This is a genomic window from Sphingobacterium kitahiroshimense (assembly GCF_025961315.1).
In the GTDB taxonomy this organism is placed as follows: domain Bacteria; phylum Bacteroidota; class Bacteroidia; order Sphingobacteriales; family Sphingobacteriaceae; genus Sphingobacterium; species Sphingobacterium anhuiense.
Map to the genome: position 1 here is coordinate 4,022,986 of NZ_JAOQNK010000001.1, position 24,801 is coordinate 4,047,786.

Here is a 24,801-nt window from a genome sequence, read left to right on the forward strand (position 1 = left end):
TTTGTATAGCAATTGATGAAGAAAACGTTTTTTTGTATTGACTCCCACACCTGTGGTTGTCCAGTTAGGTTGGTAGCAGGAGGAGGGCCGGTGTTGCATGGAAATTCGATGATGGAACGTCGGCTACATTTTATGGAAGAATATGACTGGATTCGTAAAGGATTGATGTTTGAACCCCGTGGTCATGATATGATGAGCGGAAGTATTCTGTATCCGCCAACAGATCCAAATAATGATACCGGTGTACTTTATATTGAAACAAGCGGCTGTCTTCCGATGTGTGGACATGGTACTATTGGTACTGTGACTATTGCGATTGAAGAGGGATTGGTCATCCCTAAAGTACCGGGTAAGCTGCGTCTAGAGACACCAGCAGGTTTAATCCTGATCGATTATGTACAAGAAGGACCAAAGGTAAAAACGGTTAAGCTGACCAATGTTAAGTCTTTTCTCTATAAAGAAGGACTTAACGTGATATGCCCAGATTTGGGTGAAATTATTGTTGATGTAGCCTATGGTGGGAATTTTTACGCCATTGTTGATCCGCAGAAAAATTTTAGAGATATAAGCGATTTTTCAGCGAGTCAGCTCATTCATTATGGGAAAATTATTCGCCATTTACTTAATGAGCAGACAGATTTTGTTCATCCTGAAAATGAAAATATTTATGGTCTGAGCCATATCCAATGGACTGGGAAACCAACCAAAGAAAATTCTACAGGAAGAAATGCTGTGTTGGTAGGTGAGAATGCATTGGATAGATCTCCCTGTGGTACGGGAACTTCTGCTCGCATGGCACAATGGTATGCTAAAGGGAAGTTGAAAAAAGGAGAAGAGTTTGTTCATGAGAGTTATATCGGTTCGCAATTTGTCGGTCGTATCGAAGAAGAAACAACTATATCGGGGCAGACTGCCATCATTCCCTCTGTAGAAGGCTGGGCAAGAATTACGGGGTATAGTCAAATCATTATTGATGATGAAGACCCCTATAAAGAAGGATTTCAGGTTATGTAATTACTATTAAAATATCAAAAAAAGTGTCAACACATAATAAAGGAAAAGTTGCTATCATAGGGGCGGGTATAGCAGGATTGTCTACTGCCTATTACCTCTTACAGGATGGTTGGGAAGTTCAAATTTTAGAGAAAGGGAATGGGCAAGACAATTGTTCCTATGGCAATGCAGGAATGATCGTGCCTAGTCATTTTACACCATTGGCAGCACCAGGCATCGTGGCACAAGGTGTAAAATGGATGCTGAATAGTAAAAGTCCATTTTACGTCAGACCTTCATTGAATTTTTCATTGATCGATTGGGGTTTGAAATTTTTGAAGCATGCCAATGAAAAACATGTAAACCGAAATGCAGCAGCTATACGTGATTTGAACCTTGCGAGTAGCCGATCATATGATGAATTGGCTCAACAGGAGGGTTTTGATTTTGAGCTAAGACAGAACGGTATTATGATGCTCTACAAATCTAGCCATGTTGCGCATGAAGAAATTGAATTGGCAGAAAAAGCCCAAAACTTGGGATTGGATGTGGAAGTTTTTGATCAAGCGGGTATACAGGCTTTAGAGCCTAATCTCCGAATGGATACGATCGGAGGTATTTTATACAAATGTGATGGTATCTTGTATCCTCCCAAATTGATGAAAACATTGACAGATTACTTGTTCGCTCATGGTGTCCAGGTTCACTATCAAACAGATGTAACAGGATTCAAGTTTTCAGGTAAAAAGGTGTCTGAAATCCTTACTTCAAAAGGAGCATTTCATGCCGATGAAATTGTCGTGACTGGGGGAGCGTCGCTACCTGCATTAGCTTCGAAGTTACATTTGAAGTTACCTTTAATGCCTGGAAAGGGGTATTCTTTTATGCATAATACAACCGACAATAACCAGATGGTACATGCGGCTTTGCTGTTAGAAGCTCGTGTAGCGGTGACGCCTATGAATAATCAGATTCGTTTTAGTGGAACCATGGAATTAGGTCCGGCAAATGATAAGATATACAGTAATCGCGTAAAAGGTATCGTCGAATCTATCCCTAAATATTTCCCTGATCTAAAGGTCGATTATCCGCAGGATATCTGGTTTGGCTACAGACCATGTTCGCCAGATGGGCTTCCATATTTGGGCAGGACTTCTAAATACAGCAATGTCAGCATTGCGGGTGCGGGTGGTATGATGGGTTTGAGTTTGGGACCTGCTTACGGAAAAGCGATCACAGCGCTACTATCCGATAAACCTACAGAAACGGATATCAAGGGCTTTAGTCCAGATCGGTTTCAATAGACAAAAATAAACCTAAATGATGAAGAAAAACAACAATAACCCTAACGTAAAGAAATTTATAGTCATTGGAGTGCTTTGTATGGCTTCTTCGCTAACAGATGCCCAAGATATGGATTTGTATCAACACACAACACCTATTGAGCCTTATATCATACAATACCGCCATGATCTGCAGGCTGTCAATTATTTTTATGGCCCAATGCCTAAAAATTGGGGATTTCAGCAGTCGGCAGCCTCACCCGAGCAGATCAATAGACTGGTCAAGATCGATGATGACTATTTAGCTAAATTAAAAGGATTTGATTATAAGAAATTGAATACAAATGGTCAAGTCGATTATATTTTGCTGAACCAAAAAGTGCAACGACAAAAGGAAGAACTCAAAGAAACATTAGCTTCTTACAATCGACTGAAGGCCTACTTACCCTTTGCCGAAAATATTCTTCAGTTTGAACAGAAACGTCGTCGCGGTGCCGCTGTGGTCGGCAAGGATGTTGCCATAGTGTTAGAAAAAACGACTGATCAGGTTTCTGAATCGATTCAAAAGCTAGAAAATGCGGCCGCGATTGAATCTGCTGATGTCAATTTTTTGGTCAATATGGTGGAGTCATTGCGAGTCCGTTTGGAGAGTGCGTTCGATTTCTATAATGGATATGACCCGATGTTTACTTGGTGGGTCCCTAAATCTTATGAAAGTTTAAATGAAAAACTGATTCAATATAAAACAGCTTTGCAGGGAAAGAGCAATTGGAAAGTCTTTAATGATGGCAGTAATATTGGTGGGCAACCGATCGGAAAATCTGCACTCAACAAAAAGTTACGTGAAGAAATGATTGCATATAATGCGGATGAGTTGTTGCGTATCGCTGATCAGGAATGGGAATGGTGCGTGGCAGAGTTATTAAAAGCTTCTCGTGAGATGGGATTTGGAGACGACTGGAAGGCCGCGCAGGAAAAGGTTAAAAACACCTATGTGCCAGAAGGGCAACAACCTGGTCTGATCAATGAATTGTATGATCGGGCCCAAGCATTTATCAAGGAGCACGAGCTAATTGCAATTCCTGAATTGGCGGATGAGACCTGGGGAATGATTATGATGACTCCTGAACGGCAGTTGGTGAATCCTTTTTTTACGGGAGGGCGTGAGATCAGTATTTCCTATCCGACCAATACCATGACTTATGATCAGAAAATGATGAGCATGCGTGGTAACAATCCACATTTTTCTTTGGGTACGGTGCAGCACGAACTCAATCCGGGGCATCATCTACAGTATTTTATGAATAAAAGGTATAAACCGTATCGTGAGCAGAATTTCAATACACCATTCTGGACAGAAGGCTGGACGTTATATTGGGAATTACTGCTCTATAGAATGGGTTTTGCAAAAACACCGGAAGAACGTATCGGGATGTTATTTTGGCGGATGCACCGTTGCGCACGGATTACCTTCAGTATTAAATTTCACTTAGGTGAGTGGACGCCACAGCAATGTGTTGATTATTTAGTTAATCAGGTCGGTCATGAACCTGCAAATGCGCATGGTGAAGTGAAGCGATCATTTGAAGGTTCCTACGATCCTTTATATCAATTGGCTTATTTGATCGGTGGTTTGCAGTTACTGAGTATCAGTGATGAATTGGTCGGATCGGGGAAAATGTCCTATACCGAATTTCATGACCGGGTCATTAAGGAGAATTACTTACCTATGGAGATGGTCAGGGCGATATTGACAAATCAAAAGCTTGAACCTAACCATCAAGCAAAATGGAAATTTTATAATTTTAAATAAGCGCAATTCAATCCTCAATCTATGAGCAGTCAAGAAAATAGTCAAGATTTCAAAAAGTCCTTAGGTTTATTGGATGCAACGATGCTCGTTGCCGGAAGTATGATTGGTTCGGGTATCTTTATTGTATCGTCAGATATCGCCCGAAATACGGGGTCTGCTGGCTGGCTGATGGTGGTGTGGCTGATCTGCGGATTTATGACTTTAGCCGCAGCTTTGAGTTATGGCGAGCTCAGTGCCATGTTTCCGAAAGCTGGTGGTCAGTATGTTTATCTCAAAGAAGCTTATGGGCCGGTGGTTAGTTTTACGTTCGGTTGGACTTTTTTTGCCGTTATTCAGACGGCTACGATTGCAGCTGTGGGGGTTGCTTTCTCCAAGTTTACAGCTTATTTGTTTCCGGTACTAGATGAAGATGTTTATTTGCTGGTGATGGGGAACTATCATATTTCATCTGCTCAAGTGCTGGCTATCGCTGTTATTTTGCTGCTGACCTTTATTAATACAGGGGGTGTAAAGAATGGCAAAATGGTACAGACCATACTTACCTTGATCAAAATATTAAGCTTGGTTTTATTGGTTATTTTTGGTTTTGCGGCTTTCGATCTGGAGGTGTGGAATCAAAACTGGTCTTCGGAGAATATGTGGAATCTACAGCGATTAAATGTGGATGGATCGACGGCAGATTATGCCACTTTTGGTGCATTTGGTGCCATATCTGCTGCTTTGGTAGGGGCGTTGTTCAGCAGCGATTCCTGGCATTCATCTTCTGCTGTAGCAGGCGAGATCAAGAATCCGCAACGCAACATTGGGCTGAGTTTAGCACTGGGGACTCTCATTGTGACCGTGATCTATATTTTGACAAATTTGATGTATACGGGTGTATTGACGATCGAGGAGATGGCCAGTGCGCCTAAAGATCGTGTGGCCATGCTTGTGGCGCAAGAAATTTTTGGTCCTGTTGGTATAGCCATCTTGGCGATTATGATTATGGTCAGCACTTTTGGATGTAACAATGGACTGATCTTGGCTGGTGCAAGGATCTATTATTCCATGGCTAAGGATGGTTTGTTTTTTAAGAAAACAGGAACCCTAAATAAGAATGCAGTACCGGCTTACGCTTTGTGGTTGCAGGCGGTGATTGCTTCTATATGGTGTTTAACAGGTAAGTATGGCGATTTGTTGGATATGATTACCTGTGTGGTTGTTATGTTTTATGTTTTGTGCATCATCGGCATCTTTTGGCTAAGATATAAGCGCCCCGATGTACCGAGACCTTATAAAGCCTTTGGATATCCTTTTATACCGGCCATCTATATTTTGATGGGGATCTCGTTTATTATTTTGTTGGTGATCTATAAACCGCAATTTACTTGGCCAGGTATTATCATCACGCTTTTGGGTATCCCATTATACTATGTTGTGAAACAAAAGGAAGCGAAGACGTAATCTATTTATTTCATCATGCCTGTTTATGGATAAAGGCATCATCTATAAGATATAAAAAAATAACACATATGAAGTTAACATTAACCGCTGTTTTAGTGGTGCTATTGCAACTTACGACAATGGCACAGGGCACATTGGACGATTATAAACGTGCCAAAGAGATCAGGAGTTCATTTGGCAAGGTGTATCAGGTTCCACAGCAGATTATTTGGTCTGAAAAAGGAGATAGTTTTTCTTATCGGGTGACCCAGAAAGACGGAAAGAGGAGCTTATATCTGGTCGATGCGCTGAACAAGAAAAAAATAGATACCGATGTTGCTGCGATTGAAAAGCAGCTATCCGATCAGTTGGATAAAGAAGTGAAATTAGGTGTATTGTGGGGACGAGATCTGAAAGTGCTGACGGCCAACGAAGTGGAGTTTACAGAAGAAAAAGTGGTCTGGAAGTGGAATGCCCAGGAAAATAAACTGAGCAAGTTGCGAGATGTCCCTGCAACAGGTGCTGACCGTAGATCGGACGGATATTGGGGAGCACGATGGGATGATAGTAAGGGGGAATCTGTAGACTCACCCGATAAGGCCTATACTGCTTATATTAAAAATAGTAATGTATACATCAGCAAAAAAGGGGATTCAAAAAGTGAGCGACAGTTGACCTTTGATGGAAGCCCCGGTGAGTATTATAGTGCCCGTATCCAATGGTCCAATGATTCAAAGAAATTGGCTGCTTCAAAAGTACGAAAGGCTGAAATTAGACAGTTGACTTTATTGGAGTCTTCTCCAGTGGATCAATTACAACCTAAATTACAAACCAGAGATTATAATAAACCTGGAGATGCTTTGTCACAATATTATCCAACTATTATTGATGTGATGGATGGTCGGGTGATAACTGTAGATCCTGCCCAGGTCGCCAATCAATTTTCATTGTCTGCACTGGTATGGAAGGCGGATAATACTGGAATCACATTTGAATATAACCAACGTGGTCATCAACGGTATGACGTGCTGGAATTGAATGCTGTGGACGGAAAAACAAAAGTCATTATTTCGGAGCGCAGCGCAACATTTATTGATTATAGTGGAAAGAAATATCGGAATGATCTTAAAAAAACAGATGACATCATTTGGGCTTCTGAACGCGATGGGTGGAATCATCTGTATCTGTTCGATGCTAAAACGGGCGCATTGAAACATCAGATTACAAAAGGAAATTGGGTCGTGCGTAAAGTTGTTAATGTCGATGAGGATAACAAAAAAATTATTTTTGAGGCGAGTGGCATGAATAAAGATTTGGATCCTTACTTAATCCGTTATTACGCAATTGGTTTTGATGGTAAGGGTTTGAAGGAACTTACTCCTGAAGCAGCCAATCATCAGGCAACCTTCAATACTGATCATTCTTTATTTGTAGATCTCTACTCTCGGGTTGACCAAGCTCCGCAGGCCGTACTAAGACGTGTGGCAGATGGACAGACTGTGATGGATTTGGAACATGCAGATATTTCGGATCTGGAGGCTATGGGATGGCGCAAACCTGAAGTGTTTAAGTCTCTGGCTAGAGATGGTAAAACAGAGATCTGGGGGATTATAGTCCGTCCACGAAATTTTGATCCGAACAAAAAATATCCTGTCATCGAGTATATCTACGCTGGTCCACATAGCGCTTTTGTCCCTAAATCATTTTCTGCTAATCCGGCAGGACTAGCTGAGCTTGCTGAACTGGGCTTTATAGTCGTGCAGATTGACGGAATGGGAACATCCAATCGTTCGAAGGCATTTCAAGATGTGGCATGGAAAAATTTAAAAGATGCTGGTTTTCCTGATCGTATTGCCTGGATGAAGGCTGCCGCGCTTAAATATCCCTATATGAATATTGAAAAAGTCGGTATTTATGGTACTTCTGCTGGAGGTCAGTCTTCTGCTGGAGCACTCTTGTTTCATCCTGAATTTTATAAGGTAGGGGTTTCATCTTGTGGATGCCATGATAATCGTATGGATAAAATATGGTGGAATGAACAATGGATGGGCTGGCCGATCGGACCTGAATATGCAGCTTGCTCTAATATCGAAAATGCATATAAATTAGAAGGAAAGTTGCTATTGATCGTGGGTGAGTTAGACGATAATGTGGATCCTGCATCGACTTATCAGTTCGTTAATCAGTTGATTAAACATGGTAAAGACCACGACTTCATTATGGTTCCGGGAATGGGGCATGCTTCTGGTGGTGATTTTGGAGAAAAGAAACGTCGCGATTATTTCGTGAAACACTTGCTTGGAGTAGAACCTCCAGCATGGACGGCTTATTAGCGAAAGTGCGCTGACTGATAATTGTTTTAAACCAAAACAGGAGTATCTTATCATTATGCCGATCGTAAAACGATTGGCATAGACAGGCATGCACATAGATAAGATCGAAAAATTAATTTTTGTGATTATAGATAGATTTAACGGTTGCTTGCATGTTGTTGAACATAGACAGAATGAAAATTGAGCTTGTGAGCTCAGGAAATAATTTGAAGGCTTCATCGCCTTTATAACTTTAAACCGAGCTTGCGAGCTCATAAAGGAATGATTTAGACATGAAAAGTTACACTTTTTTTTTACGTGTTATCCTCGTTGCTACGATCCTAACGAAAGGGTTCAGCCCAGTGCAGGCTCAAAATGGGGATCAGATATTGGATGGAATCGGCGAAACTGGAATGATCGCACGATATGTATTTAATGGAGATTTGAAAGATTGGTCTCGAAATAATCTGCATGCCACAGCTGGACGGAATGCTGCATTTATCAACGATAAGCGGTTTGGAAAAGTATTGTCGTTGACGGGAGAAAGTAATGATTTTATACAGATCCCTGCTGATGCATTGACCGATATGGAGTCGTTAAGTATCTCAGGTTGGGTTTATTTGCGTTCGGATAAAAAAAATCAAGTCTTTTTTGACTTTGGAAAGGATGTGCATAAACATTTCTTTGCAGCTCCTTTTGGCACGACCATTCAAGATGGTTTCCAAAGTTTAATAACAGCAGGGAAAAATAATCAAAAAGGAGCGGTTTCTCCAGCATTAGTATTGAACAAGTGGGTTTACCTGACGATCGTGGTGGATATTCCGGCTAAAACGATGAAGACTTATGTGGATGCTGTGCTTGTTGGGGAATCTAAGCAGATACCGCGTGAGTTGACCGAAGTTTTTGGATCTTCTGGAGATAAGAACAAATTGTATATCGGAAAATCATTTTTGACAGGATCTCCGTCATTGGATGGCATGTTGCATGATTTTCGGATCTATCGTGTTCCGCTGAGTAAAAATCAGCTTACTGGAATTTATACCAATTCACAACGTGGAGTAAGTAATCGCGACGTAAATGTGACGAAAGTGGAGGATAACCTACCGGAGTTTCCATTGACCCAAGCACAACTCTATAATGCTTACTTAGTTGCTGTGCCAGATATACAGGTGGAAACCGCATTAGGAGATTTACCACGTTTACCAAGTTATATACAGGGAACATATAAAGAGGAGATGGTTGGTCCTAAAGTACGGGTATTGTGGCCTTCGCCAAATGATAACAGTACCGTCTTGGAAGCTGGACGTTATACCATTACAGGACGAGTTCCGGGAACAGATTTACAACCTAAAGCAATCGTGACTGTAAAGTCAAGCAAGACCAATGCTGCACCAAGCTTAAAGCTGGAAGTTTTTGATCTTAATCAGGTTTCCTTGCAAGCTGATGCGCAAAATCAAGAAACGAAATTCATTGAAAATCGGGATAAATTTATCAACACATTAGCGACGACTGATCCCAACTCTTTTCTCTATATGTTTCGTGATGCATTTGGGAAACGACAGCCTGAAGGTGCTAAACCTTTAGGGGTCTGGGATAGTCAGGATACCAAACTCAGAGGCCATGCTACGGGTCATTATTTGACTGCGATTGCACAGGCCTATGCGAGTACTGGATATGATAAAACTTTGCACGCTAACTTTGCAGAGAAAATGACGTATATGGTCAATAACCTATACGAACTGGCACAATTGTCGGGCAAACCACAACAAGCAGATGCCGTGGCTATAGCTGATCCGACTGCTGTACCTTACGGTCCAGGCAAATCAACCTATGACTCTGATCTGAGTCAAGAAGGTATCCGTACGGATTATTGGAATTGGGGTGTAGGTTATATTAGCGCCTATCCACCCGATCAATTTATTATGTTGGAAAAGGGTGCGAAATATGGGGGACAGAAAACGCAAGTTTGGGCTCCCTATTATACCTTACATAAAATTTTGGCCGGCTTAATTGATATTTATGAGGTAAGCGGCAATGAAAAGGCGCTTCAAGTGGCAACAGGAATGGCAGACTGGGTGCATGCGCGTCTTAGTCAATTGCCTAAGGAGACCCTGATAAAGGTATGGAATACTTACATTGCAGGTGAATTTGGAGGAATGAATGAGACAATGGCGCATCTCTACCGCATCACCAATAAGGAACACTATTTGAAAACTGCTCAATTGTTTGACAATATCGATATGTTCTTTGGCAATGCGCAGCATGCACATGGATTGGCGAAGAATGTCGATACTTTTCGGGGGTTGCATGCCAATCAACATATTCCACAAATTGTGGGGAGTATCGAGCTATACCAAGTTTCAAACCTACCTGAATACTACCGCGTAGCAGACAATTTCTGGTATAAAGCTGTCAATGACTACATGTACAGCATAGGTGGGGTTGCGGGTGCACGCAATCCGGCTAATGCTGAAGTTTTTACAGCAGAACCGGCGACGTTATATGAAAATGGTTTTTCTGAAGGTGGACAGAATGAAACTTGTGCGACTTATAATATGCTTAAATTAACGAGCAACCTGTTTCTTTTTGATCAACGTGCTGAATATATGGATTACTATGAACGTGGATTGTATAACCATATTTTAGCTTCTGTTGCTGAAAATACTCCAGCGAATACGTACCATGTGCCACTGAGACCAGGAGCAATAAAGCAATTTGGAAACCCCAATATGACAGGCTTTACGTGTTGTAATGGTACCGCAATAGAAAGTAGTACCAAATTGCAGAATAGTATTTATTTTAAAAGCAAGGATGATCAAGCTTTATATGTCAATCTATTTATTCCTTCTACTTTGGACTGGACTGAACGTAAGGTGACTGTGGAACAGAAGACCAGCTTTCCAAAACAAGACGAGACCGAGCTGACCATAAATGGAAATGGTAAATTTGATCTTCATATCCGTGTGCCGAGCTGGGCAACCAAAGGATTTTATGTGACTATTAACGGTAAAGATCAAAAAGTACAGGCAAAGCCAGGTTCTTACTTGAAATTGAGTCGCCATTGGAAGAATGGTGATCGCATTACGCTGAAAATGCCTTTCCAATTTTATTTAGATCCGGTCATGGATCAACAGAATATTGCCAGTTTATTTTATGGACCTATTTTGTTGGCGGCTCAAGAACCGGAAGCGAGAAAAGATTGGCGTAAAGTGTCTTTGGATGCAAAGGATATCAGCAAATCAATAACGGGAGATCCGCAGCGTTTAGCGTTCAAGATTGATGGAGTTGATTTTAAACCATTCTATGATACCTACGGACGACACTCTGTTTATTTGGATGTTACGTTGAAATAAGTGCAAATTATGCTAAAAAATCTGAGGGGTACTTTGCTTGACGATGTACCCCTTTATTATACATACAGACTATGAAAAAAATTTTGTTTTCAGCTTTTTTCTCCCTTATCATGGGAGCTGGATCTGCTCAGTCATTAAAAAAGTATGAAGCACCTCATGCTATGAACCCATTATTGCCAGGGTATTTTGCTGATCCTACAATCAAAAAAATAGGCGACACCTACTATATTTACGCTACAACTGATGGGAATGGGTGGGGGGCTGGTCCATCGCAGGCATGGACCTCCACAGATTTTAAGAATTGGACTATACAACCCATGAACTGGCCTAATACGCATTGGTATTGGGCTCCCGATATGACAAAAGGATATGACGGAAGGTATTATCTGTATTATAGTCAGCCTGTTGAGATATTCGGTGCGGTATCAGATACACCTGTTGGGCCTTGGACATCTTTGGTTGATAACGGTAAATCTATTATACCCAATTATATGATTCCTGGAGTGATTACCTTGGATGGTCAAACATTTACGGATCGGGACGGAAAAATTTATATGTATTGGGGTACTTGGGGTATTTATCCAGACCATGGCTGCGCTGTAGGATTAATGGGGCAAGACATGAAGAGCTTTGAAAAAATTGAGTTGATCCCCAACACAGTGGCAAAAGATTTTTTTGAAGCTCCATTTATGTTTGAACGCAATGGTATATATTATATGATGTATTCATCTGGTCATTGCGAAGATCATACTTACCGCGTCCAATATGTAAAAAGTACGGTAGGACCGATGGGACCATTTGAATATCCGGCCGATAATCCCATATTGGTAACAAATGATGATGGTACAATACATGGTCCTGGGCACCATAGTGTGCTGGAAGAAGGAGGTCGATATTACATCGTGTATCACAGGCATAACAATCCGCATTCAGGTGGTGGTTTTCATAGGCAAATTGCAGTAGATGAGCTTTTTTTTACACCTGAGGGGGATATACAAAAAGTCGTTCCTACGCATGAAGGAATTGCTGATCTCATCAAACAAAAATCTTATCCGGAGGATCGAGCGTTTGGAAAGCCTGTGGTGGTCTCTTCTTTTTATAATGAAGATTTTAGGGCGTCCTTTTTGGTTGATGACAATAACGGAACTTTATGGAGAGCAAAAGACAATCATCAACCCGCCTGGCTCATGATCGACCTGGAAAAAATAACAGATGTACAGACTGTTGCCATTCAATTTGAATATCCTACTTATGCTTACCAATACCGGATAGAAACTTCAACAGATGCTAAAAATTGGACACCGTATGATGATCAGTCTAACAATAACCGTTGGGCAAGTCCAGTATTGTCGCATGGAAATGTAGCGGCACGATATGTCCGTCTCCATATATTGAATACACAATTAGCGGGTTTGCCTCGTGGAGTATGGAATATTAAAGTTTATGATAAGCCTCTCATGGAAGAAACGGTATGGTCAGCCCCGCAAAATATGGCTCCTAATGAGAAGACTTTTGGTTCTTTAATCCATTTAGATGCGTTGGATTATCGTGAAGGTGAGCGCATCACAACGATCCAAAACAAGGGCTTGTTAAAAGGAAGTTTAGATAGTGAAAAACCCGTTTATGTCAAGAATTACCAAGGGAAGAAAGCCTTTTTCTTAAATGGTTCAGCTTCACTTCGTTCGACATTTACAGTTCCTCAATCGCTAGCCGGTAATAGTCCTTACACCGTATCTATGTGGATAAACAATCCTAACATAGATCGATTTGAAAACGTCGTAGCGTGGTCTAAAGGCAATCAAGATATTAGCAAAGCAATATTCGGTTATGGAACAGATGCGCAGCGCGGAGCTGTTATCCATGGTGCCTGGCCTGATATGGGTTTTAAGACGCTACCGCTAGCAGATCATTGGCACCATATCATAATTTCATTTGATGGTTATATGGAACGTATTTATGTGGACGGACAGTTGCAACGAGAAGAAAACAGAATGTTATTTGTTAATCCTGCAGATTATTTTGTGGTAGGCGCATCGGATCTTTTGGATCAGCATTTTTCAGGTTATCTGGCAGATTTTAAGGTAGCTAATGTGGATCTCTCTGCTACATTAATAAAGGAAAAGGAGACTTTTTATCATGCTGAAAATATGTTTTTCGCAATACAGACAGATGATCTTGCTATCGGTAAAATCAACAAAGTAAGAAATCAGGGATCCAGTCAACATCATGACATTGTAGTTTATGGAGAAGTGCTCTTACAAGGCAATCGTACTGCCCTTAAAATGGGTGAATTGAAAGATTCTGCATTGTCTAGTATTATTGTTCAACCATCCTATACCTTAGCTTTTGACTGGTTTGATGGTCAAGCTTGGAATCACGGTTTGGCAATATGCGATCAGGGAAAAACGTTATTTTATAAAAATGGAAAACAAGATCAGGTGAAACAGATGAATAGACTGTTGCGCATAAAAAATGATCAATTTGAATTGAAACATGCTGTTCATTTTTTCAATGCTTATCCTGAAAAATTTTCGTTAGATCAGATGCACGAAAACTATCAGACATGGAAAGCTAAAAGTGCCGCTGATCTGAATAATTATGTACCGGTTACTGCGGTTAATCCGTATTGGATCAATGATAACAATATATTTGTACAGATCCATGGAGATCGGTCTGACTTGTTGTATCTATTTTCTACAGGTCAATACGATACGGGTTGGATTCAAGAACCTTATCATTTATTCGATCGCGCACATGTGGGCAAGACTATTTCAATTTTTGCAAAAGATGAGTTCGGAAATGTGAGTAAAGCATTAGTGGTTGATATCCCGAAGTCCAAACCGCTGTTGATTGCTCCATCTGTTACCCAAACATTTGATTTGGGACAAAAAGAAATTCCCTATTGGGATGGTTGTCAAGTCGGTACTTATCCAGATAGTACACAAGTTCGCATCAGTGGAGTTGACGGACAATGGACGTTAGGCTCTAAGCATACTAAATGGGGCGATGCAAAACTATTACCTCCATTTGTATATAGAGAATTGGAAGGAGATTTCACCATTCAAGTTCATGTAAAAGATGTCGCTGGACTAGCCGAAAAAAGCCGCACTTCCAGTGAAGCTGGTATCATGATACAGGCAGGCGAACAATTTAATTCTTATATCAATAATACGGTATTAACGGGCTGGAATTTGGGTAATTTAGCGCGAAGTATAGGCTATCAAACTCATCAAGAAGGAAATAATGGGACAGGGTTACAATTTTTTCCTTATATCCAAATACAAAAAATAGATGATTATTTCTTTCTTCGCAGTTCTCAGGATGGTATTACCTGGATTGATCTTCCCAATACCCCATTTCTGCGTTCAGATTGGAAAGGACAAAAACTACGCGTAGGACTATATCAGATTGCAACCAACAATCAAGAAGGATATGGTTTATTTGAACATGTTAAGATTTGGCAGTAATAGCTAAAAATGATGCAGTAAAAAAGCCGTGATCAATTGAGATCACGGCTTTTTTTATTTGATTATCATCCAATAAAGATTAATTATATCCTTGGTTTTGTATTAATAATGGATTTCTATTAGTCTCAGCTCTAGAGATTGGGAATAAATAATAAGCTTCTTTAAACACTCTGTTGCGGACTAGTTTTGGCGTGTAGGTAAAACTACCGTCATTATTTTTAACCACGTTCACACCCATCAACGGTTTATTTTCAGTTTCCATGGCGATCTTCCATCTTCGTACATCATATATTCGATGGCTTTCAAAACAAAGTTCTACCTGTCTTTCACCTCGTATACGTTTTTTTAAGGCTTCTCCAGATTCTGTGAGATTGGGCATTTTGACGCTTTGACGATTTCTTATTTTATTGATGTATTGTCTTGCCAAATCATCTTGTCCTAATTCTTGTAATGTTTCCGCATAATTAAGGTATAGTTCAGCTAATCTAAAGATAATCCAGTTTTGATTACTGCCCTCAGATCCAAATCGGATCGTTTCACTCATATACTTTCGCCAGTGGTATCCAGTTTCCGTAGCATTCCAACCTTGATCGCCTTGTTGGCTGTCTTTTCCTCCAGCAAATATTTCAACGGCGGTCCCTCGAAAAGAAGCGCCATTATAAAGGATGTTGGCATAGAATCTAGGGTCACGGTTTACATAAGGATTCTGACTGTCGTATCCAGAAGTCGGATCTTCAGGTAATTTCCCGTTTGTTAATTCAAATGCATTTACCATGGTTTGAGATGGGGTATAAACACTCCATCCGCCATAGCTGTTGGGTTGGCAGACAATATCTAAACCTGCACCTGGGACATTGCTAAAGTTGTAATCAAATAGCACTTCGCTATTTCTTTTGTCTGTAAAAACCTTTTTGTAGTCGCTGTTCTGATATAATGCAAATCCATTGTTTTCGGCAAAATCGATTGCTTCTTTTGTCGCTATTGAAGCCGTAGTCCATTTTCCTTTGTCATTACTGGTATTGTGTAATGGGCTTGCTGCATATAAGAGTGTTCTAGCTTTCAATGCATAGGCCGCAGTTGAAGTGGCCCTGCCAATACTTTTGGTTTCCTCCTTATAGGTTGCCGGAAGTAAGGCAATTGCTTTTTCAATATCGGTCAAGATAAAGGTGACGCATTCATCAAACGTATTTCTTTTGACCTCAAAAGACTCTTCATTGAGGCCATATACTTTTTCGATAAGGGGTACGCCGCCATAATGTCTTGCTAAGTCAAAATAAGCATATGCGCGTAAGAAATGTACCTCTCCTATTAAGCGGTTTTTCTGTGCCTCAGCAGCTGATCCTTCTGCAGGAACAGCCGCGATACGGCTTAAAAAAATATTCAGATTTCTAATTTCCTGATAGTTTTGTTGCCAAAAACTGTACACTGGGTTATCAGGATCCATTTGTCCGAGCTCCAGTGCACGTTCATTGCCATAGGAATGTTTTGAATTACCTTCATCCGATGCTCCCGACATAAAGTATGCTTTTTGTACGCCCTGTGCCTCTAGAAATGGTAATAAGGTATAGCGACTATTAACATAAGCTTCGACAAGATTCAAATCTTGCCATACATCCGCGTCGGAGTAGGAGTCTAACGGTTTTTTATCTAGGAAATCTTTTTCGCAAGAAACCTGCGTAAATGCTAGCCCAGCAAGTATAAGAAGTGGAAATATTTTTTTCATAATATAAAGCTCTATTTTTAAAGAATTGTGCTGTTTTTAAGTGATCATAATACTGGCCTAAAAGCTCAGATTGACACCGACGGTATAAATTCTTGTTTGTGGATAATAAGCACCGGTGTAAGAAACTGTTTCTGGGTCATAGTGCTTCACCTTATCAAAACTAAACATGTTAAAACCATTGAGGTATAAGCGAAGATTTTTAATGCCAGATTTCTCCAGCTTTTCTCCTGAAAAGGTATAGCCAACTTCTACTGTTTTAAGTTTGAAAAAGGACATGTCCTGTAACCAAAAATCGGAAGCTCTGTTATTGATATTATATGTCCGATCAAAAGCTCCCGGATATTTCGCATTGGGATTTTCGGGTGTCCAACGATCTTCGTATAACCATTGAGGCGGGATAAACTCGCCATTGTTGGCTTGAGGCAGGATGATCTGCTTGGCTTTGGCCTGTCCTTGCCATAGCATGCTAAAGCTTAGGTTTTTATAGCTTCCGCCCATCCGTAATCCATAAACCAATAATGGTGTAGGGGACTCGTAGATTCGTTCCTGATCATTCGCATTGATGACACCATCATTGTTGATATCCAGGTATCGGATGTCTCCAACTTGGCTTCCTGGGAGTTTGGCGGTGGTATTATCGAGTTCTTCCTGCGTACGAAATAAACCGTCTGTACGGTATACCAACCAAGATCCCAATTGATATCCCTGTTGTTTTTGCCATTCTAATACATTTGGTGATTCATCGATAAAAACGATTTTACTCCAAGTACGCGTCATGTTTGCGTTAACAAAATATTTGAAATCTTGAATCGATCCTTTTGTTCCTAAGGTAAGTTCGATTCCTTTTCGGTCTACCCGTCCGATATTTTCATCAGGTAATTGAAGTCCTGTGGTATGAGGTACAGATACATTTCTTTTAGCCAGTAAGTGATCTCTTTTTGCCCAAAAGTATTCTGCAGAGAAATCAAGTTTATTATTGAATAAAGAACCTTCCAATGCCACATTTTTCATTTCCTCCACTTCCCACGTAATATTTGGATTAGGAGCTACGCCAGGCATAAGTCCTGGTGCATATCCTGGATTTTCACCATCACCGAGATAATAGCGGTTGTGATCCTGTGCTACCGTATAGCGGGTTAAAAATTGGTATTGATTGATGCGGTCATTTCCTAAACGGCTTATGGATGCTCTCAATTTGAGTTCATTGACAAAAGAGAAATTGTCTTTGATGAATTTTTCTTCACTTAAACGCCATCCTACGGAAAGGCCTGGGAAATTACCATATTGTCTTCCTGGAGGAAAATTAAAAGATCCATCACGGCGGAAGACAAGCTCTGCTAGGTATTTATTTGCGTAAGCATAATTGAGGCGACCGAAGTAATTGCGTCGTGCATTTTGATCGGCGGTGCTTCCATTGCTTTGTCTGGTCACATCATAGAAAAAAGCAAAAAGTTGATCGATTTGACTACTCACTAAGCCTTGTCTGTTAGCAAAAATACCCTCATTGTAGTAATCACTTTGTTCAGCAGCCACAAATGCACTTACGTCATGCTGACCAAATTGACGGTTATAATTGAGTCGTAGGTGAAAGGTTTTTAAATTACTATCGCCATAACTTTGTGATATACTAGGATCGCCCAATAACAAGCTTCTTACATTATTGTACGTGTCTGTTGTGCTGTTGTATCGGTATAGGTCAAAAGGTTTGGTAAATGATTTTTCATTGTAAAATGTAAAGTCAAATGCAGCAAACCCCAGTAACGAAAGACCTTTGGTAACATAAGGAAGCTTAAGCTCTCCGTTGATTGTCGTCTGTATGCTATTATTTCTTTTTCTTAAGTATCCATTGTATCCTTGTGCCATTTGTAATGGATTAGGGCCTTCGATACCTGCAACAGGAAGTCCGTTGGGATAAAATGGTGCTAATCCAGGATAGGACCCTAATATGGATAGGAAAATTCCATCCGCTCCAGTGGGTGGATTATTGCGATCTTCTTTTCGGCCAACGATATCTAAACCTAATTTGAAATTGTCGGTGATCTGTGCGTCAATATTAGAACGCAGATTGTACTGATTATAATTTGTTGCACTTTTCTTATAAAATGCATCTTGATAGAGGTATGCTCCCGATACGAAATATTTTATTTTTTCTGACCCTCCCGAAATGGAAAGTGAATGTTGGGTTTGCGGAGTCAATGGTTTTAGCACTTCGCTATACCAATCCGTATTTGGATAACTGATGGGATCGGATTGGTCTTTGAATTTTTGAATTTGTTCCGGTGTATAAGTCACATTCCCCTGACCTTGACGGATATCTTTTTCATTTCTAAATAAGGCATAATCGTAGGAATTGACCAATTTAGGGACACGTGTTGGTTCAGAAAGACCAAAAGACCCAGCGTAATTTATGGTAGGTTTTCCTGTACTTCCTCTTTTTGTCGTGACAAGAATGACACCATTAGCCGCTTGCGCTCCGTATATAGCAGCCGAAGCATCTTTTAAAACCGTGATACTTTCTATATCTGTTGGATTTAATCGTTCAAAGCCGCCTCTGTTGGCCACTCCGTCGATCACGATTAGAGGAGCATTATTTCCGGTAGTACCTGATCCTCTTATTAGAATAGAAGATCCATCAGCACCTGGTTCACCACTACGGTTATTGACCACAAGTCCAGGCATACGTCCTGCCAATGAATTGGCAATATTAGGAGATTTACTCTCGTTAATTTCGTCAGCATTAATCTGTGTGACTGAGCCCGTTAGTGTAGCTTTTCGCTGTGTACCATAACCAACGACAACAACTTCATCCACTTGTTGAGATTTTTCTTGTAAAGTGATCTGCAAATTGGTTTGCCCATGTAGGTGCACTTGTTTTGAAGTATAATTAAGACTTGAAACTATCAAAGTATCACTTGCGCTATAGCTAATGGTAAATTTACCGTCTTGATTAGTCGAGGTACCTTTCCCCGTTTTTTTTAACAGAATAGAAGCTCCCGCTATTGGACTTCCGTTATCCGTAAGGACAATAGCATTAAGGGTTTTGTTTTGTTGTGCAGTCCCTGCCAGACCCAATAACACAAGACAGCAACTGAGCCATACTTTTAGAAATTTCATAATATTTTTTTTTGGTGATAATTTTGATTTCAGTATTAAATGATTGTGGTTTTGATCATTTAAGGGAGTGATAATCTGTTTGTAACGGTTTGTTTACACAAAAATAATCTCTTGCTATAGTATTATTGGAGCATATTTTAACAAGACGTACTCGGATTTTGATATTTCGAAACGGTTTTAGCTATTATTCTCCTTCAATAAATTGGATAAGTTTAAAATTGTCCTGAATAGGATATATTTAGGCTTTCAAAATATGTTTATGTTATTCAATTTTTTGCGATTTCACTGTATTGTGCTTGTATATTGACGTTATATAAGTATTGGTGTTGCCTTTGACATGTTTTTGATTATATGAGCTGTAAAAATGGAAATATATTATATTTCCATGTAGAGTTTAACTTTAAAATTTGAGTGAAATCTAAACTTTTGGTCACAATCAGAGTGCGATTGGTTAAATTCGGGTTGAATTTGAATCTGATTCTACTTTACCTTCGAATATCAATTAACAACTAATATCAATTAACCAAATTAATCACTTATGAAAAATGCAGGTCTTTTAATAGTCCTCGTAGTTCTCCTTTCATTTGATTTATTTGCGCAACAGATAACCGGTGTAGTTCGTGATGTTTCGGGAAGTGTAATGGTAGGGGCTACTCTGAGAAATTTGTCTACGCAGATAAGTGCTCAAACGAATAACAAAGGGGAGTTTACGATGGTAGCAAAACCAGGAGACGTTATCGAGGCGAGCTTGCTTGGATATGAATCCAAGAGGCTAAAAGTCGGATCGGAATCTCCACTCAATTTTGAATTGAATACGACATTTTCCACTTTAGATGAAACCGTAGTGATCGGTTATCAGAAAGTCTCCCGAAAGAAATCTACTGCCGCAATTTCTAGTATCTCAGGAAAAGAATTGGCTAATCTGCCAGCCGCAAGTTTTGACCAATTACTTCAGGGACGTTTATCTGGTGTCAATGTGCAGAATTTCACCGGAGAACCAGGGGCATCTCCCACTGTTCAAGTGCGTGGAAATACCAGTCTGAATAGAGAGTATGACGAATTTAGTGTCGGAAATGCGCCATTGTATGTCGTTGATGGAGTACCTCAACCGCCGCAACAATATACTTCTCCAGTTACGGGAACAGGTACAAATTTTATCGCTGGAATAAATCCACAAGATATTGAAAGTATTGATGTACTGAAAGATGCCTCAGCTGCAGCAATCTATGGGTCAAGGGCATCCAGTGGTGTAATCTTGATCACGACTAAAAAAGGTGTTAGTCGTGAGCCACAGGTGATGGTTTCTGCATATTCAGGATTGACACAACGACCAGAGTTGCGAGATGTTGCGATAGGAGCGGAAGAGAGACGGCAAAAAATGCGCATTTTGCAAGAATTACAGCAATATCGACCTGAGATTGATAATCGAAACATATCTTTCTTGCTTACAGATAGTTTAAATCCAGCTTTTAACGGTGCCACCGATTGGCAAGATATGTATTATCGTAAGGGAATGGTGAATAATGCTGATCTGAGTTTGAGTGGTGGCGGAGCCGGAGGATCTAATTATCGTTTCAGTGCTGGATTATATGACGAGAAGGGGATTGTCAAAGCTACGGGATTTAAGCGTTATTCCACACGTTTGAATTTAATGTCAAAAGCTCTGAATGAACGTTTGATGATTAATCCTATTGTTGCTTATTCGCGGACAGAGCGTACCCGAGCTGGGGGTGGCGGAGTTGGTGTGACAGCTAGATATACGCCTGCATCTTATTTTAACCTTAGTGAGACGCGAAAAAATTATCTTTTGGGGATGTATAATGATGATTCGGATGTCAATACAGGTAATCAATTTACATTTAACCTAAATCTAGGGTATGATTTTTCAAAGGCGTTGAAATTTACATCCCAAACTTCTTATATCTACTCTAATAGTAGACGTGATGTAAGTACTCCATCTTCTGTGGCCAATTTTACAGGAAATAGACAAGATGTATTTTCTGACAACCAAGTCAATGTATTGGCGTCTAATTATTTTAGTTATAATAAAGAGTTTAATAAACATAGCCTGAGTATGATCTTGGGAAGTGATCTGGAATATAATCAATACCGCTCAGTAGGTGCAGGTGCTTCGAATGGAGCTTCAGACCAAATTAAAGTCATACAAGGTTTTCAGCAACGTTATTTAACGGCTTCTTCTGATTATCAAGCTTATAGTATGGCTTCTTTTTATTCGCGGTTAGCGTATGACTATGATTCCCGCTATTTACTATCGGCCAGTATACGTGGTGATGGATCATCTCGATTTGGGATGGGCAATAAGTGGGGATACTTTCCTTCTGCTTCGGTAGCATGGCTCGTTTCGGAAGAATCTTTTATGAAAGATGAAGAGTCACCATTTTCAATGTTAAAACTCCGTGCTAGTTTAGGTACAACAGGTGGATTGCCCGGAAATAATTATCTACAGTATAATCTTTATCGCGTCAATGCTGGAAATTTTTGGGGGAATAATAATGCAACTTCTTATAATGGAGTTACAGCCATAACCCCCAATTTGGTCGATGGAGTAGCACAACCTAATATCAGCTGGGAGCGCTCTGTGCAATGGAATATAGGTTTGGACGGTGAAATTTCCAATGGTCGTTTTTCTTTTGCATTGGACGTTTTTAATAAGGAAAATAAACAATCATTATTTGATGTGGCACTACCCGTGACTACTGGCTATGACCGGGCATTAACCAATTCGGTTGGTGTACGCAATTACGGAGCCGAGGTGGTCTTAATGGCCAATCCGCTTCCAAGAACTAGTCCTGTTCAGTGGTTTAGTAGATTGAATGTTTCGTATGTGAGAAATAAAATTATGAATCTCCCTAATTCGGGCAGGGATCTAGTGGTATCGGGTTCTCGATTTGATAAAACGCATATTCTTTCGGTTGGTAGTCCGATCAACACATTTTACCTGTACCAAACTTTAGGAATCTATTCGACACTTAATGATATTCCAATCAATCCACTTACGGGTGACCGTTATAATGCTGGAGGAAGCCCCTATGCTCCGGGTGATATGTGGATTAGAGATGTGGATGGAGACTATATGACCGATCCTTTTAATGATGGTATAAACCCGGACAAACTTCCGCTCGGCGATCCAAATCCCAAATTCACGGGTGGTTGGACAAATAATGTGACCTGGAAGAATTTTAATGTTGGTGTGCTCTTTACCTTTTTATTCGATAGGGATGTGCTCAATCTGTATCAATCGGATCTGTTTGAGAATGGTGCAGCAACCAATTCAACCAGTGGTTTTGCGCAGTATGCGACACCAGATTTTAGTAAGATCAATATCTGGCGCCAACCAGGCGATCGTGCAGATTACCCGGCTTATCCTTTAGGGTCTTGGCGTTATTATACCGTTGCTGGTCAAACATTTTTCATGGATAAAGGTGATTATTTCAGAGTGAAAAGTGTGAGTCTTTCGTACAGTCTGCCTAATCGTTTAGTATCGGGATGGGGAATGAAAAGTATCCGGATGTATGGTATCGTCGATAATTTAATGATGTTCCAGCGTTCGAAAAGATTACCGGATGCCGAGGCTGTAAATTATTATGGTGAATATGAGGGTAATGGTTACCCGATCCCTAGAAAATTCACGTTTGGTGTAGAGTTACAATTTTAATCAGAGCGTCATGAAAACATTATTTATAATCAATTATTGGAAATGGGCACTTCTTGTAGCTATCGGCTTGAGCTCCACGTCGTGCAATAAGTTTTTGGAAGAGGAACCTCGAAATTCCACCTATAAGGAAGTCTACTGGAAAGATCCAAAAGCAGGAGAAAGTGCTATTGCGGGTAATTATGCGCTGCTGAGAAATGCCTTGATGGATGGTTTTTATGGAGTTGGAAACCGGTATTATATCTATGGTGATATGACTCCGGATATTTACATCGGTATCACTCGGGATAGTTACAGTCACCCAGAAATTGGGCGAGGAAATTGGACAAGTAATTATTTTGCTCAGTCTTATGGTAATTGGACTGTATTTTATAAAACGATAGCGATGTCCAATATCATTCTCAAAGAGATGCCTTTGGTATCGAATGATATTTTAATTTTAGAGCAGGCAGATCCAGAAGCTTTTCGAAAAAAAATTATGGGACAAGCTTATTTTATACGTGCTTTTTCTTATTTCATGTTGACCAAAATTTGGGGCGATGTGCCCTTAGTGACGGAGGCATATGATGATCCCATCAGTGCGCCCCATCTGGGACGTACCTCCCGCATTGAAGTGATGAAGCATATTGAGGAAGATTGTCATCAAGCTATTAAATCTTTGAGCTGGGGTTATAAAACAGTTGCGGAACGTGCTGTTACCGCAAATAGAGGGTCGGCCTATGCTTTGCTTGCACATTTATATTTATGGAGGGCGACGACAACCGATCTTGCATCTAACAATCCTATTTTGAGCGATGTACAAAGCGCTGATACCACCATCAATACATTGCTTGCGCAGGGCGGGTATGCACTTGCTGATACTGCGAAATATGGAGAGGTGTTTAAAGGTAGATCGAGCGAGGGTATTTTTGAATTAAATGTCAGTGAAAATACATTAGAAGGATCAAGCGCACATATTGGTATGAAATTTTTAAACAATAGTTTTATACCGACTTATGCCTCTGTTGCCGATTTTTTCACTAAACCAGCTTATTTAAGTAGTCATTTTTACAAGATCGAAGAGAAAGAAGATTGGGTCTGGCATCAAGATATAGGGCAATGGGTCTGGGAGACTGTACAATCTCGTGGGCTTGATACATTGGATGTACGCTTCAAAAATAATTTTGTCAATTATACAACGGATGTACCCGTATGTATTAAATACAGCAATATTGTTTTTAGAAATCCAGGACAGCAACTTGAGCCCTACAATAGTAATAATTTGATTTTGTTTCGGTTGAGCGATATCAAATTGTTGCAGGCGGAAATAGCGCTCTATCAAAATAATCCGAGTCGTGCCATTACGATCATCAATGCATCAAGAACACGTTTTGGAGGTGATCCATCAAGCTTATTAAAACCAGGTCTGGCAACAACGGAAGTGATGAAAGAATATATGATCGAACGAGGGAAAGAGCTGTATTTAGAAGGTCATTTATTTTTTGATATGATTCGCACACGGACCTACTCGGACCATATCACTTGGCTGACAGAGGCTCGCTTTAAACAGGGTGGTTTTTTCTGGCCAGTAGATCCCCGCTTATTTAGTGAGAATAGACTTTTGGTACAGACGGAGTACTGGCGTGGAAAGATTTAATGACATATTTAG

The 24,801-nt window shown here is 40.3% G+C and carries 11 protein-coding genes; 9 read left to right on the forward strand and 2 right to left on the reverse strand.

Going from position 1 to position 24,801, the window contains the following annotated elements; translation table 11 throughout:
• Nucleotides 1–15: 15 nt before the first annotated feature.
• The 7 genes from M2265_RS17710 to M2265_RS17740 all read left to right on the forward strand — a co-directional run bounded on the left by M2265_RS17710 (nt 16) and on the right by M2265_RS17740 (nt 14,643).
• Nucleotides 16–1,014 carry a 4-hydroxyproline epimerase gene (locus M2265_RS17710; protein WP_132769633.1) on the forward strand — a complete coding sequence of 333 codons (999 nt, stop codon included), beginning with the start codon at nt 16–18 and terminating at the stop codon, nt 1,012–1,014.
• Between the two features lie 23 nt (nt 1,015–1,037).
• On the forward strand, nt 1,038–2,297 hold the full coding sequence (locus M2265_RS17715) for an NAD(P)/FAD-dependent oxidoreductase (RefSeq protein ID WP_132769631.1): 1,260 nt from the start codon (nt 1,038–1,040) through the stop codon (nt 2,295–2,297).
• 16 nt (nt 2,298–2,313) lie between these two features.
• Nucleotides 2,314–4,089, forward strand: a complete 1,776-nt coding sequence (locus M2265_RS17720) for a DUF885 family protein (RefSeq protein WP_207902405.1) — start codon at nt 2,314–2,316, stop codon at nt 4,087–4,089.
• Between the two features lie 21 nt (nt 4,090–4,110).
• Complete coding sequence (locus tag M2265_RS17725) at nt 4,111–5,532, forward strand: APC family permease (RefSeq protein WP_132769629.1); 1,422 nt, start codon at nt 4,111–4,113, stop codon at nt 5,530–5,532.
• A 68-nt stretch (nt 5,533–5,600) separates the two neighbouring features.
• Entirely contained in the window at nt 5,601–7,844 is a 2,244-nt protein-coding gene (locus M2265_RS17730; protein WP_132769627.1) for a S9 family peptidase, read from the forward strand.
• Between the two features lie 272 nt (nt 7,845–8,116).
• Nucleotides 8,117–11,176: a beta-L-arabinofuranosidase domain-containing protein gene (locus M2265_RS17735; protein WP_132769625.1), complete on the forward strand. Its 3,060-nt coding sequence runs from the start codon at nt 8,117–8,119 to the stop codon at nt 11,174–11,176.
• 71 nt (nt 11,177–11,247) lie between these two features.
• Nucleotides 11,248–14,643 carry a family 43 glycosylhydrolase gene (locus M2265_RS17740; RefSeq protein WP_132769623.1) on the forward strand — a complete coding sequence of 1,132 codons (3,396 nt, stop codon included), beginning with the start codon at nt 11,248–11,250 and terminating at the stop codon, nt 14,641–14,643.
• 79 nt (nt 14,644–14,722) lie between these two features.
• Here the strand turns inward: M2265_RS17740 and M2265_RS17745 are convergent, their stop codons facing one another.
• Together M2265_RS17745 and M2265_RS17750 are read right to left on the reverse strand one after the other, a co-directional pair.
• Nucleotides 14,723–16,366 carry a RagB/SusD family nutrient uptake outer membrane protein gene (locus M2265_RS17745; protein WP_132769621.1) on the reverse strand — a complete coding sequence of 548 codons (1,644 nt, stop codon included), beginning with the start codon at nt 16,364–16,366 and terminating at the stop codon, nt 14,723–14,725.
• 57 nt (nt 16,367–16,423) lie between these two features.
• Nucleotides 16,424–19,480: a SusC/RagA family TonB-linked outer membrane protein gene (locus tag M2265_RS17750; protein WP_132769619.1), complete on the reverse strand. Its 3,057-nt coding sequence runs from the start codon at nt 19,478–19,480 to the stop codon at nt 16,424–16,426.
• Between the two features lie 538 nt (nt 19,481–20,018).
• Here M2265_RS17750 and M2265_RS17755 point away from each other — a divergent pair.
• Both M2265_RS17755 and M2265_RS17760 read left to right on the forward strand, forming a co-directional pair.
• Nucleotides 20,019–23,156 (forward strand): SusC/RagA family TonB-linked outer membrane protein, encoded by a 3,138-nt coding sequence (locus M2265_RS17755; RefSeq protein ID WP_132769617.1) that lies wholly within the window; start codon nt 20,019–20,021, stop codon nt 23,154–23,156.
• Between the two features lie 10 nt (nt 23,157–23,166).
• Entirely contained in the window at nt 23,167–24,789 is a 1,623-nt protein-coding gene (locus M2265_RS17760; protein ID WP_132769615.1) for a RagB/SusD family nutrient uptake outer membrane protein, read from the forward strand.
• Nucleotides 24,790–24,801 lie beyond the last annotated feature (12 nt).